Source organism: Sporosarcina sp. FSL K6-3457 (assembly GCF_038007285.1).
In the GTDB taxonomy this organism is placed as follows: domain Bacteria; phylum Bacillota; class Bacilli; order Bacillales_A; family Planococcaceae; genus Sporosarcina.
This window is the reverse complement of record NZ_JBBOWX010000001.1, coordinates 2,678,291-2,691,423: the sequence shown is the minus strand read 5'-3', so window position 1 is coordinate 2,691,423 and position 13,133 is coordinate 2,678,291. Positions and strand designations below refer to the sequence as shown.

Genomic DNA, 13,133 nt, shown 5'->3' with positions numbered 1-13,133 from the left:
TATGGATTATACAATTATTACAAATAGAGGTTTTAGCATCGATATTGAAGGAGGTCCAGCAGTAATTGATTTTATTCATCAATTGAATAGTGCTGAATTGCTGACACTACCACTTGCGGGAATGGTGCTGCGTAAAAGTAACTTTAAGACGATTGTTCCGGCGAGCGAGTTGGTGGGGGCGTATGAGTTGCACACGATGGATGGTGGTGTCTATCAAACGGATATTATAGATTACGATAACAAGGCGGTATCTGATTACGTTAACAGCTCGCGCGATGAGTTTTTATTGATTGGTGATATCATCATCCAGCGACATAACTTCGATATGGTAAGACTTGCGGAGCCGAAGGTTAAATGAATGGAGGCTAATCATGAGGCAATATAACATAGTATCCGACTTAGTATTAGTTAGATCAATAGAGCCTGTCGTATACAAGCAATATGACAATGGCGATACGCTTGAGGTTGAGTTGTACCAAGACAACGAAAAGATAAATTTAACAAATGAAGTCGTCCTAGCGTTTTTTGAATTAGAAGATAACACCGTCATCCAAAAGACGTGCGTTATTAAAAGTGGGAACGCCATCGCGACTTTAGATAACAATATCTTAAGTCTTGGCGGTAAGGTGAAGGTTGAATTTACAATCGTTACAAGTGGAAAACAGACAACCACAAGAACCCTTTTAATCACCGTCGAAACAAGCATTGACAGGAATGAAGCTGTTGAAACCGTGCCTCAATGGGATATCATTAGTCAATTGTTAAAGGACGGCCCTGGCATAATTGATGGTGTGCGCAATCTGGAATCCGTGGGGGATTACTCGCCAACCGTGAAATATAAAAAGAATAATATCGTCCGCTTCAATGGATCAGGTTTCATTGCTCGAAAGGACGCCCAAGGAATATCCCCTACTGATACAAATACTTGGACCAAACTTGTTGACAAGGGTGATACAGGGGCGCGGGGTCCACAAGGTGAGCAGGGTATCCAAGGTGTAAAAGGCGATACAGGAGAGCGAGGGTTACAAGGTCTGAAGGGGGACCAAGGAATCCAAGGTGAGCAAGGTTTACAAGGGATAACCGGTGAACAAGGTGAGCAGGGTATCCAAGGCGTAAAAGGGGATAAAGGAGATACTGGGGAACAGGGTATTCAAGGTTTGCAGGGCGACCAAGGGGTGCAGGGAGATATTGGTCCAAAAGGAGAGCAGGGTGATAAAGGGGATACCGGTGCTGGCTTAAGCCTTCGCGGAACATTGCCCTCGGTTGATAATTTACCTTCAGTAGGAGAGCTGGGTGATGGTTATATCATCGGACTAAACTTGTTTGTCTGGGAAGGAAATGCGTGGTTTGACGCTGGACCATTCAGGGGTCCTAAAGGCGATAAAGGAGAGCAAGGGATTCAAGGTGAGAAGGGCGAACAAGGTATCGAGGGGCCAGAAGGTCCGCGCGGCGAAAAGGGTGAACCAGGGAAAGACGGAGATGATGCCGACGTATCTCTTTTTGCTACAAAGGTCGAATTGCAGAGCATGGATACAATAATTAACAGCCACATTGATGATAGCGCGCGGCACGTCACGGCGGCGGAGCGAACAGCATGGAATGGTAAAGCACCAACAGCCAGTCCCGCTTTTACGGGCACGCCAACCGCACCGACACCTGCGGCAACAGACAACAGCACTAAACTTGCAACAACGGCATATGTGCGTAACAACGTCGGTACTTTGAGCGGGCTGGTGACGTCGGCTAAATCGAATATTGTAGCTGCAGTAAACGAACTTTTTACAAATGTCAGTAATGGTAAAGGATTAATAGCTACCGCAATTACTGACAAGGGTAGTACAGCAAGCGGTAGCGATGCGTTTCAGGTGTTGGCGGATGCGATTGGGCTAATTAGTAGCTCGTCACTGACTGCCAAAGGTAGTGTGAGTATAGTACAGACTAACGTTCTTCGAAGGTCGATAACCGTCAACGGTCTTGCTTTTAAACCATCCGTTTTTGTTTTTAAATTACAAGCTACCTCGGGCTCTAATTTCGGGTTTTACTCAGGAGAAAACACGCTAGAAAATGCAACAGTGTGCGTTTACGGCGGTAGTAATGCATACGCTTATAGCGTCGATGACAATAGCGTTACAATTGAATTTAATTCGAGTGCATCAGTATCAAGTACCTCAGTGATTTGGTTTGCGGTCGAATAGAAAGGATGGTAGTCAATGCAAATTGGTAGACGAATTTACTATGACCTAACGACTGGAAATGTCATTATTGATACTAGAGAACGTCAAGGTGCTGTAGTACCGACAACAGTTGTGCAAGATAGATATATTTATAAATCTTTGTCTGAAAGAAGTACTGATAGTTACGATGTAGTAGAGCTGCCCTATGGCTTTTTATCACAAGACTTCGCGGAATGCGACGGCTATCGAGTGAATCCCGAAACAAAGAAACTGGAGTTTTCTTATCCGGATCCAAACGAACCGGAAGCGCCACCTATTTATGAAGCGCCGTTGTCCGAAAAGGTTGCGTCATTAGAACAAGAAAATCAATTACTAAAAGCACAAAATAACGCATTATCTGATAGAGCGGATTTCATCGAGGACGTTGTTGCCGAAATGGCGATACAGGTCTATCAATGATTACCCGCTTTTTGTTATGGCTGCTTTTACAATTGGAGGGAGGTGATACTATGATGGCGATGTTTTTTGCACAACGTGTGATTCTGGGTAAGACGGATTGGGTCGAGGTTCCTTCTACACTTCAACCAGGTGTTAAGGAGATTTTGGTCGATAGCGGGCTTGGGTTTTTGGCTGATGGCGAGTAAACGCAGCATAAGCTAGCGTTATTTCTTTATTGGAAAAATTAAACGATTAGTATCTTGACTTTGTTAATAGAAATTCCTACACTACTAATAGCAATACTTTTAATAAGTATGCCGCAGATATGGGTTCGAGTCCCGTACCTCTCGCCAAATCTATAAACATTGCTCTGAGTAGCGAATATTGGATATTTGGGATTCTTATTGCCAATCTTATATCCATCGCTATGACGAAATCATGGGAATCCTTTTCTAAAGATACTAAGGAGATGATTGTAATTACAATGTTTACTATTCCTACACTGCTGATAATCTTTGCGGCTTCCGAGGGGTTAGTTTAATTGGTAAAACGGTTCACATAGGAAACCAAGGTTATCAGCAAACCAAATCATCATTTTAATATGATGATTTTTTATTGTTCTTAAGTAAAAGCAAGAAAAATTAGGACATTTATGTGTCATAACAAGAAATGAAGGATTCCCTCCACTTTTGTCGAATGGTGGATGTAAAGGGAGTGGATTCAATGGATTGGACAGTATTATTAGCGGCGATTATAGCGTTATCTGGTGTCTTAGTCGGACACATTTCAACATATTTCACACAAAACGCTACTTTGAATAAGCAAATCAAGAACGAAATTCGACGTGATAAAAAAGCAGAAAATATTGAACGTATTCTTGTTTATAACGAAATATTAAAACTTGAAGGAGAAGTCCAGATGTTGACGGACGCCGGAGATCATGCTGAATTTGATTTAGAAGCCTATCGAGAGAAATTTAGACCAATTCTTTATTCGAAATTCCACTTGCTTGATCAGGACATATCCATATTCGTTCGTGGAATAGATATTATTATTACCTCGACGGATATATTCGGAGAAATAGGTAGAAGAAATAATGACAAGCTAGTAGAGCTTTTCAACAAAATGATAGTTGATATCGAAAAACATATAGATAATTATAGAAATAATAAGAGTTGATGAGGAACGTCCGAAATACCGGGCGTTCTTTTTCTTTACCCAAAAATAAAAACGGGAGGTGCGGAATGGATGTAATACAAGATATCGCGATGTCGCAAGCGGTATGGGCTGTTTGTTGTATCGCAATTGTCGCGTGGAATATGCGGACGTCAAAGGCGCGCGAGGACAAGTTAATGATGCACTTGGAGCGGTCGAATATCTCACAAGAGCGGACAGCCACAGCTTTGCAATCTATGGAAGGTCGTATGGATAGAATGGAAAAAGTTATTTATAGAAGAGAGGATGAAAATCTATGACAAATGTATTAATTTTCGCGACAATCTTAGCGCCAATCATTTTAGCGATGGTAGAACTTATTAAACGGTCTGCCACAATTAAAAAGAATCGCATTCCACTCATCGCATTCGCGGTGGGTATTTTTATTGGCTTTGCGGCGTCACCGTTTACGGATTTGGATTTGGTATTGAGGCTGTGGGCAGGTGGCTTGGCGGGGTTATCGGCTACTGGGTTATTTGAACTTGGCAATAAATATGAGGGTAGCACAAAGGACATGAAGTGATATGGCTTATACCATCGTTAATAGCTATATCCCGACGTCACTTCATCCATTGAAAGCACCATATACAATGGTTCCGGAATATATCACCATCCACAATACGTATAACGACGCTACAGCTGCTAACGAGATTGCTTATATGACGCGAAACACGACAGTGGTTGGCTATCATGTAGCAATCGACGACAAACAAGCTATCCAAGCTATTCCTTTCAATCGAAATGCCTTTCACGCAGGAGATGGCGGTAAGGGGAATGGAAACCGGAAATCTATAGGTATCGAAATCTGCTATTCGAAGTCCGGCGGTCCGAAGTACATTGCTGCAGAAGAAAATACAGTTGAGTATGTAGCTCATGTGCTCAAGCAATACGGATGGGGAATAGACCGCGTGAAATGGCATAGGGATTGGTCAGGTAAGAAATGTCCTCATCGAATTATTGACGAAGGGCGAACTCAATCAGTTAAGGATAGGATAGCCGAACGTCTTGCTGAATTAAGCAACCCTCTACAGCAGATTGCGGAGGATGAAAGGGAGGTTGACGAAATGGCGGAACAATTACCACAAACTCAAAAAGATGATATGCGAGCATTGCTAAAGCGTGCACATAATGAGAAAGTGTTTAGTGTCGACCACACATCTAAGGTTGATACCATGACCCGTGGACAAGCCACCGACTTACTGATTAGTTATGTAGCACGTACAAAGTAACCCAAAAGGTGACTTACCCAGAAATTATGAGTAAGTCGCCTTTTTTCATTTTATCGTAGAAAATTTCATTTTTACATTCTCATTCAAAACTTTACCAGACCTAGATATGATGTCTTTTACATATAAAGTGTAGGTGCTACCTGGCCTATACGAACCCACGGGTGTAATTGTAACACTGCTTGCTTGTAAATTTGTATCTCTATCGATAATAAACAACAAGGGTACGCTGTTGCCAGTCTGATCTTTAACGTATATGTTTTTCTCAAGAATCGTTGATATATCAATATCGGCATTAAATGATATTGTAAACTCTTTATTTAAGTCTACGTTATCTTTAGATTCCCATGCCGTAAAACCATCATTGACGTCTATATCTTCGTCGGGAGCGTTTGAATCGACTGTGAAGTATAGGTCCTTCATGAATTCAATGTCAATATGACTATGCATGCCTTTTTCATTCCCTGCATAATCAGTTGCTTTAATCATTGCTAAATTCCAATCTCCAAATTCAGCATAACGACTGAGTTCTTCGCTTTCAAAAATATAGGTATTCGACAATTCTTCATATTCATTGATATACAAAAATGCGCTAATGTGATTGTTTTTATTCGGTGAATAAAATAAGAATGAGACGTTTTTCGTGCCAGAGACATCATCAGAAACTTTAATCTGGATCTTCACTTTACCACCAGGCTTAACAACTGGAGTTAAAATCTTCACTTCTTCAATAACGGGGGGAGTAGCATCACTTGCAGCGTTAGTGATTGGTAAATTCAAAGTGAACAATAATACGATGGACAAAATTAAACTGTAAATTTTCTTCAAAATGCAACCTCCTAATTTTCTGATAGTTCCATCTTACGATAAATAGATACAATTGGCTATGTGTCGGTAAAAAACAGACAATTGTAATCGGCCATCTGTTTTCCGTTTGATATTCCCAAGCGCTTGGGGTTTAGCTTGAAAATTATATAAGATGCTGTTGACCACATAACGAACGTTGATTTTGATGCGTTCTACTAATGGCCATATGGCTCTTAACGATAAAAGTCGGCTACTCATCATTTGTTTTTTGAGCGGTCGCCTTTTTTTGCGTTTGTACCACAAATGGATATAATGAAAATTAGATTGTGACACATTGAGGTAAGACTAAGAGGATGTGTGGAGGGAAGAGGGTGTAGAATTTTGAGTGATATCGAAACTATATTGACAATTGTTGCTACTTTGTTAGCTGCAATATTTGGAGCACTCATTTCGGTGATTGGTACAAACAATAAAGATGCAAAGAATCAAAGACAATACGAAAAACAAGTAGAAAAGATTACGAAAGAGTCTTGCCAGAGGGTATTAGCTTATCTACAAGCTATGGAGAAAGAGGATTTCGACGAGAGTAGCGTTAACCTAAAGTATAGAATAGCTGGAATAAAAGTGATTGAAAAGCTGTTAAGTGATTTCTCATTAGATAAAATTATTGGTGATCAAATATATGTAGTTTATCGCGTTAGGGAACAGATAAATGATTTAATTTGTGACCTAGAAAATGCGAATGATAATTATTTCAATACCAGACAGTACATAGCTAACTTAGAATTTCAATTAGGTACTGTTAGTAATGAATCTGAGGGAGGGTATTTGAAGAACGAGATTGAAAAAAACTTAGAAGGATTGGAAAATAACTATAACATAGATACCAGAAAGCAAATAAAAGAAAATATAGAATTATTCTCATGTTTTATTAGGGATTACGACGTTATCTCTAGTGAAATCTCGAAAAATAATCAAAGTTTATAGTCTCGGAGCAACCAGAGGACAGCGATTGGTAACGGCATTCAGCTGTGTCATTACGTCCTCATTCATTTAACTTTACATACGAACGTAAAACGGCGACGCATCCTTATTGGACGGTCGCCTTTTTTATTTTGTGAAACTAGAAGGATTTCTAAAGAATTTGTCGAACGATAGAATGTACAGGGGGTGAATTGACGGTCGATGCTTTTTGTAAAGCAAGTGAAACATATTCGATAGAACAGCGAGATGATAAAGGTATAGCCGTATAGAACTTGAAGTATTCTGACCGTAATTATCACACACTGACCTATTTTATTATATGTATTCATACTTGCAACATGATATTCAATATGAAGATGTTAAAAATCATTTACTTGCACCTTTAATAAATGAGAAAGAAGGACTTACCCAGTCATTTGTGCAAAAGATGTTGAAACAACATTAAAAAACGAATAATCAAATAGTATATATATTTATTGGAGCTTAGGAGTGATCATTGTTAAGGTTAAAAAAATAAACTTATTAACTTTAAATTGGATGTATAAAGAAGGCTTGGCTGGAAACTATTTGAATGATATAAAACCTAATATTAGAGAGTTAGATACATTAAGTAGTTTTGTTGAGGAAATACTAAAGAGTTATAGTGAGATAAATGTCTTTAATGATTATTTGTATGATTATAGTATACCTCAAATATCCAAACAATTTGATATTTTAAAAGTGGCAAGTGATATCATTATTAATATTGAATTAAAAGAAACCAGTACTGAAGAAAAAATAAAAATGCAACTTAAAGAAAATAACTATTATCTAAGGAGTACAGGAAGAGAAGTTTTGACTTTCACATATGTAAAATCCAGTAATTCTATTTATCAATATATCGCTGAAGAAAATCGATTAGACATAATAGATTTCGAAGGATTTGTCCAGTGGTTAGAAGGAAACCGGGTAAGCTATATGGAAGAGGAAGATATAAATGAAATCTTTAAACCGAAACAGTATTTGGTTTCAGTATTTAATGATACAGAAAAATTTGTAAGAAACGAGTATTTTTTAAATGATTTACAGCAAAGATTTAAAGTGGAGTTTGAGAAAAGTAGTAAATTATTTAAGGCCATTAAAGGAGAAGCAGGAACAGGAAAAACGCTATTTTTATACGATATAGCTAAAGATTATAAAGATAGAGGAGATTCTATCCTTATTATTCATTGTGCTCAATTAAACATAGGCCATTATAATTTAATACAATCTGGTTGGAGTATAATTCCTATAAAAAATTATAGTGGATCTTTGACAACAGAGATAAAAGCTATTTTTATTGATGAGGCGCAAAGACTCACGGGGTACCAATTCGAAATTATAACAGATTATGCTAGAGAAAATAAAATAAAAATATATTTTTCTTATGATCCAGAGCAATACTTGCATCTTAATGAAAAAACAAGTGATATAGCAAATAAAATACTAGGATTAAATTCAGAAGTTATAAACAGAGTACTTACAGGGAAAATTAGGAGTAATAAAGAAATTAATCTCTTTATAAAGAAGATATTTGATGGTCAGCACAATCATACTTCTAATTATGAATTTAGGGATTTCATTGAAGTCTTATATTTTAATGAAATCTATACAGCTAATAGCTATATAGAGGAATTAGTAGATTCTTCAAAAGGGAAAGCTACGATTTTAAGTTTTACTGACGATCTAATAACTCAAAGGAAATATCAACGTTATAATAATATCCAGTCAAAATTGAACGCTCATGAAGCTATTGGTCAAGAATTTGATCATGTGGTTTTGACATTAGGAGATTATGTTGATTATGATGCTCAGGGAAAATTATATGCAACATGTAGTTCATATTACGATGTTGTGCGAATGTTTTATCAGTTGGCAACGAGAACCAAAGAAAAACTCACTCTCGTTATTATTAATAACAAAGTTTTAGCGCAACGAGCAGTAAAAGTGTTAAATCAATAATTAATATGTCTCTCGATATTTAATTCGAAAAAATCGCAGAGTAATCGAAATAATACGATTCTGGCAGATGAAAATAATCTCATCACTTCTGTTTTTCGTCACGGAGTTTCTTATCCACTTACCAGGTATATCAACGTTAGAAGTGATAATAATGATGAACACCCAGAACTCAACAAGCGGATGAACTGAACAATCTTTACAGAAAAGGAACAGCCACCGACTCATTTGAGTAGATGGCTGTTCCTTCATTAAAATAGTATCTCGCCCCCATTTTGCACCCGAGCGACGCAAATAAACCCTAATTCACACAAATAAACCTTGTTACAATTCAATAATAATCAACCACATAAACCCGCATCACCTCAACGTTTGTACGTTACACCGCAATACTGTATGATGTAATTTAATACATCTATCGAGCAAGAAGCCTTTATGGCGGTATTGCGGATGGATGAGGAATAAACGTTGTAGGTAGAAGGTTTGTGTTTCTACATCCAGCAAGTGTAATTTTGGACTGTATAATATGCACCGCATTTCGGCTTATTTTTCATGAGCCAAATGCGGTGTTTTTTTGAATAATAATTATTTGTAATACGGCAGTAAGTCTAAGGTGCTAGCGACACTGTATTAAGTAAGCCAGAGGAAAGGGATAGATGTACGGTTGCTTTTTTGGAACACTCGGACTATTAGATGCCATAAGCACAAATAAAGAATTCCTTCTTCGTTTGTTGTATATTAATGACTAAGGAGAGGATTAATCATGACTAACGAAGAAATAAACCAACTATCGGATAGACTGTTACAAAGCCTGTATGAGTTTCATTTTGCTAATAATGGAGGAAGTTATACATTACCGAAAGCAATGGTAAATGCTGACGTAAATAGCAAACTAGCGATTGAGTACCTTATCGAACAAAACTATGCCGTGGATAGCGGGCAAGGGTCAGCCAATCTAGTTTTAGCAATAACAACGCAAGGCATGGGCTATATAAAAAATAAATAATGCCCTGCATTCAGCGATTAACAGAGGAGCGTCTATCCGGGCGTTCTTTTTATTTACCCGCAAATCGAGAGAAAAGAGAGTGCGATGACGAATGGATGACAAGTTAAAATAGAATTGATATATGTTGAACTAAAGGATCCTACTAAAATCGCTTGGCGTTAGGGAAGGATTGAACTACATCCTTCCTCGGGGATGCCTCCCGCGATAAGCCGGCCAGAAACCCACTTTCGGAGAGAGATACTCAGACGTTGTCACGGGAAGTGGCACATTTAGTCTGAGTCCCCCTAATCAGTGGGGAGTTTGGAGTTCCTGCTGATTGATCTCCGTAATTGCATTCGTCCAGCCACTGTATTTTTAGAACAAAAACATTTACTGAGTTAAGTTAAACATGCATGTGAAAAAAGTTTTTAGCTGAAATCAAATGATGCGTAGTCGATTATATATTAGACAACAACCGTCGAGCAATTTGCTCATATTCATCTCTGCCGATACCAGGAGCGAATTCTTCAGGAATATCTTCAAGATCAGGAATGGTATAGCCCTGTGGCATGCCTTCTTTTACAACAAGCTGTTCACCACTACTAGGATTGGTGCCTTTCCAAATCTGGCGTATATCCTTGTATTCTCCATCATCATTCCAGGTAAACAATACATTACCGTACCCTAGATCTTCATATTTTCTTGCAGTATCAAAGGCACGATTATCTAAATTAGGGATGGGTAGCATTTTTGTTAAATCAGTGCCTGTTGCCATTTCTATCGCTTTTGCATAGGCGAGTATATGTGTACCTCCTCGAACGAGCAAATAACCAATCATTTCTCTTGCTGTCGGGTGGTCAGTCATTCCGTACACCCGCATTTTATGCGTTCTTGCTCCGCATTCAAGAAAGAAGTTATGCAGTAGGTCGAGTACTAAATTTCCGCTGGAGAACACATAGTCTCCACGCCATGGATTTCCCATGGAGTCTCCGGGCATTGAAGTTTGTGCAGTGGCTATGAAGGCATACGTATTACGTTTGTTTGTAGCGTCTTGTAAAGGTGTTAAGTCAGGAGCTGCCGTAAATGACGTACCTTTATTGACTATATTTATCGTGTTAGAAACGAGCTCGACATGGCCGAACTCCTCTGCCGTAATACTTGCAACTAAATCATAAAAAGGCTTGAGCTTGCCTTTCTGCCTAAAATTAAATGATTGGTACATATAATTATTCAACGTCGACATTTCTCCAAACTTTCCACCCAGTAGCTCTTGAACCGCAGCAGCGGCGTTAGCATCCCCGTATTCTGGAATTGGAAGATCGATTGGTAATTTATTTACGCGTTTAATCAATTGATTCACTCCCTTCATTTTGATTTGTTGAAATCATGCAAGTGTAACCCATACGATTTCTTGGATTCGAACATAAAATGGTGTGCCGCTCACTTCAACTACAACATGATCAGGCGTGACTGTGACTAGTAAACCTTGTAACGGATTTTTGGACGTGTGAATAACGATATGTTTTGACCTGAAACTTAGTAAAGTTTGATAGAAGTAAGGGTCAAATGCACTTACCATTTTGACTTGCGATTGTTGTCCATTCAAGCTTTTCCCACCTTTCTTCAGAATCGACCTAGTATATGGGGAAAAGCAAAACTTTATGATTATGAGAACTTGCATATATCATTATTAGTAAATTAAAAGTGAAAGCGACCTTTCTGCACTTTATCCTTCACATTCATGAAAAACTCTCTATTTTTACTTAAATTTGACATTTTAAACAGGGGAATAATTGCTTCCTTATAGTTAGTAGTGTGAGGTGATTATATTATTTCTTTATCTACGAGAATTGCTGATCTGGATCCTGTGTGAAAAAGAAGGGATGGTAAACCCCTGTTGTGAAAATCAGCATAGAAATTAAAGATGATAAAACTGTCATCCCTAGACGCGAATCCTCCATGTAATAGCTTGATAACAAAGAAAAGTATGAACCCATAATATGACCTCAATGTTTGTACGCTGCGCCATAATACTGTATGATACTCTATAATGGTTCTGAACATAGACAACAGTAAACGATTAAATTAAAAGAGGGCATTCAAGCCCTCTTTTTGCCGTTAAGAGAAGGGGACAACAATTAAATGAGAGGTATGTATATTCACATCCCGTTTTGTCATCAGATTTGTCACTATTGTGATTTTAATAAAGTATTTTTCAAAAATCAGCCTGTGGATGCGTACATTGAATCCATTGGGCAGGAACTTTCAATTATGCGCCAACAAGGGATTTCATTTAAAGAGCTGGAAACGGTCTTTTTAGGTGGAGGCACTCCGACATCATTATCTGAGCAGCAATTGGATCGATTGCTGGCAATTATTCACGACTATGTCGATGTCGCCTCATTAAAAGAATTTTCGACGGAAGCGAATCCAGATGAATTGACGTATGGCAAGTTGACTGTGCTAAAAAATGGTGGTGTGGACAGGCTAAGCATAGGGGTTCAATCCTTTGATGCAGACTTGTTGACGCGAATCGGTAGAACGCACGGTCCAGACGATGCTGCACGTGTTGTTGAAGAGGCGCGCAAGGCAGGCTTCGATAATATTAGTATCGATTTGATTTACGGCCTGCCAGATCAGACCATTAAGCAATGGCAAGATACGCTCGATCAGGCGGTTGCACTTGAGTTGCCTCATTACTCAGGGTACTCGCTCATCATTGAACCAAAAACAGTTTTTTATAATTTAATGAATAAAGGCAAACTGCCGCTACCTGGTGAAGATATCGAAACGAAAATGTTTACGATGCTCATTGAGCAAATGGAAAAGCACGGCCATATGCGCTATGAAATTAGTAATTTCGCAGTTCCAGGCCACGAATCAATCCATAACCTTATTTATTGGGAAAATGATGGCTATGCAGGTGTTGGGGCAGGTGCACATGGGTATATAGATGGCATCCGCTATTCAAACATCGGACCACTTACAAAATATATGGACAAGACAAAGGCGGGGGAAAGACCTGTGCAACAGACACATGTTGTGACGGAAATAGAGGCGATGGAAGAGGAAATGTTTCTTGGACTGCGCAAGTCAAGTGGTGTATCCGTTTCTTTATTCCAAAAGAAATTTGGGAAGTCATTGGAAGACGTGTACGGAGAAACTTTACAATCGCTTATGGCAGATGGACTTGTCGAGCGATTGGATGATGCGGTTAAGTTAACACGCCGTGGTGTTTACAGAGGAAATGATGTGTTCCAGCAATTTCTCACATGATAATGAGTCAATTCGTTGACACTTTGAGTTGGATTTGTTAAATTATCAGTA

General features: G+C 38.6%; 15 protein-coding genes. 12 read left to right on the top strand and 3 right to left on the bottom strand.

From position 1 onward, the window contains the following. Position 1: 1 nt before the first annotated feature. The 8 genes from N1I80_RS13250 to N1I80_RS13215 all read left to right on the top strand — a co-directional run bounded on the left by N1I80_RS13250 (position 2) and on the right by N1I80_RS13215 (position 5,056). Positions 2-358, top strand: coding sequence for a hypothetical protein (locus N1I80_RS13250; protein WP_340738338.1), 357 nt, complete (start codon positions 2-4; stop codon positions 356-358). A gap of 13 nt (positions 359-371) precedes the next feature. Then, positions 372-2,195 carry a BppU family phage baseplate upper protein gene (locus N1I80_RS13245; protein ID WP_340738337.1) on the top strand — a complete coding sequence of 608 codons (1,824 nt, stop codon included), beginning with the start codon at positions 372-374 and terminating at the stop codon, positions 2,193-2,195. A 15-nt stretch (positions 2,196-2,210) separates the two neighbouring features. Beyond that, positions 2,211-2,633, top strand: a complete 423-nt coding sequence (locus N1I80_RS13240; protein ID WP_340738336.1) for a hypothetical protein — start codon at positions 2,211-2,213, stop codon at positions 2,631-2,633. Positions 2,634-2,683: 50 nt separating this feature from the next. Next, positions 2,684-2,818: a hypothetical protein gene (locus N1I80_RS13235; protein ID WP_340738335.1), complete on the top strand. Its 135-nt coding sequence runs from the start codon at positions 2,684-2,686 to the stop codon at positions 2,816-2,818. Positions 2,819-3,335: 517 nt separating this feature from the next. Further along, entirely contained in the window at positions 3,336-3,791 is a 456-nt protein-coding gene (locus N1I80_RS13230) for a hypothetical protein (RefSeq protein ID WP_340738334.1), read from the top strand. Positions 3,792-3,856: 65 nt separating this feature from the next. Beyond that, on the top strand, positions 3,857-4,087 hold the full coding sequence (locus tag N1I80_RS13225; protein WP_340738333.1) for a hypothetical protein: 231 nt from the start codon (positions 3,857-3,859) through the stop codon (positions 4,085-4,087). After that, positions 4,084-4,350 (top strand): holin, encoded by a 267-nt coding sequence (locus N1I80_RS13220; RefSeq protein WP_340738332.1) that lies wholly within the window; start codon positions 4,084-4,086, stop codon positions 4,348-4,350. Before N1I80_RS13225 ends, N1I80_RS13220 begins: the two co-directional genes overlap by 4 nt. Before the next feature lies 1 nt (position 4,351). Continuing rightward, the gene (locus N1I80_RS13215; RefSeq protein ID WP_340738331.1) at positions 4,352-5,056 is read left to right on the top strand and encodes a peptidoglycan recognition protein family protein; all 705 of its coding nucleotides are present in this window, start codon (positions 4,352-4,354) and stop codon (positions 5,054-5,056) included. Positions 5,057-5,101: 45 nt separating this feature from the next. Here the strand turns inward: N1I80_RS13215 and N1I80_RS13210 are convergent, their stop codons facing one another. Next, complete coding sequence (locus tag N1I80_RS13210) at positions 5,102-5,881, bottom strand: Ig-like domain-containing protein (protein WP_340738330.1); 780 nt, start codon at positions 5,879-5,881, stop codon at positions 5,102-5,104. Between the two features lie 360 nt (positions 5,882-6,241). Between N1I80_RS13210 and N1I80_RS13205 the strand changes: the two genes are divergently transcribed. The 3 genes from N1I80_RS13205 (at position 6,242) to N1I80_RS13195 (ending at position 9,827) form a co-directional block, all read left to right on the top strand. Then, on the top strand, positions 6,242-6,847 hold the full coding sequence (locus tag N1I80_RS13205) for a hypothetical protein (RefSeq protein ID WP_340738329.1): 606 nt from the start codon (positions 6,242-6,244) through the stop codon (positions 6,845-6,847). A 486-nt stretch (positions 6,848-7,333) separates the two neighbouring features. Continuing rightward, a complete protein-coding gene (locus tag N1I80_RS13200; protein ID WP_340738328.1) occupies positions 7,334-8,824 on the top strand; it encodes a DNA/RNA helicase domain-containing protein in 1,491 nt (496 codons plus the stop codon). Positions 8,825-9,584: 760 nt separating this feature from the next. Continuing rightward, entirely contained in the window at positions 9,585-9,827 is a 243-nt protein-coding gene (locus tag N1I80_RS13195) for a hypothetical protein (protein WP_340738327.1), read from the top strand. Positions 9,828-10,263: 436 nt separating this feature from the next. Here the strand turns inward: N1I80_RS13195 and N1I80_RS13190 are convergent, their stop codons facing one another. Beyond that, positions 10,264-11,157, bottom strand: a complete 894-nt coding sequence (locus N1I80_RS13190; protein WP_340738326.1) for a manganese catalase family protein — start codon at positions 11,155-11,157, stop codon at positions 10,264-10,266. A gap of 33 nt (positions 11,158-11,190) precedes the next feature. Beyond that, positions 11,191-11,412, bottom strand: a complete 222-nt coding sequence (locus N1I80_RS13185; protein WP_340738325.1) for a YuzF family protein — start codon at positions 11,410-11,412, stop codon at positions 11,191-11,193. A gap of 536 nt (positions 11,413-11,948) precedes the next feature. On the opposite strand from N1I80_RS13185, the gene hemW reads away from it, so the two are divergent. Beyond that, the gene (gene hemW / locus N1I80_RS13180) at positions 11,949-13,082 is read left to right on the top strand and encodes a radical SAM family heme chaperone HemW (RefSeq protein ID WP_340738324.1); all 1,134 of its coding nucleotides are present in this window, start codon (positions 11,949-11,951) and stop codon (positions 13,080-13,082) included. Positions 13,083-13,133 lie beyond the last annotated feature (51 nt).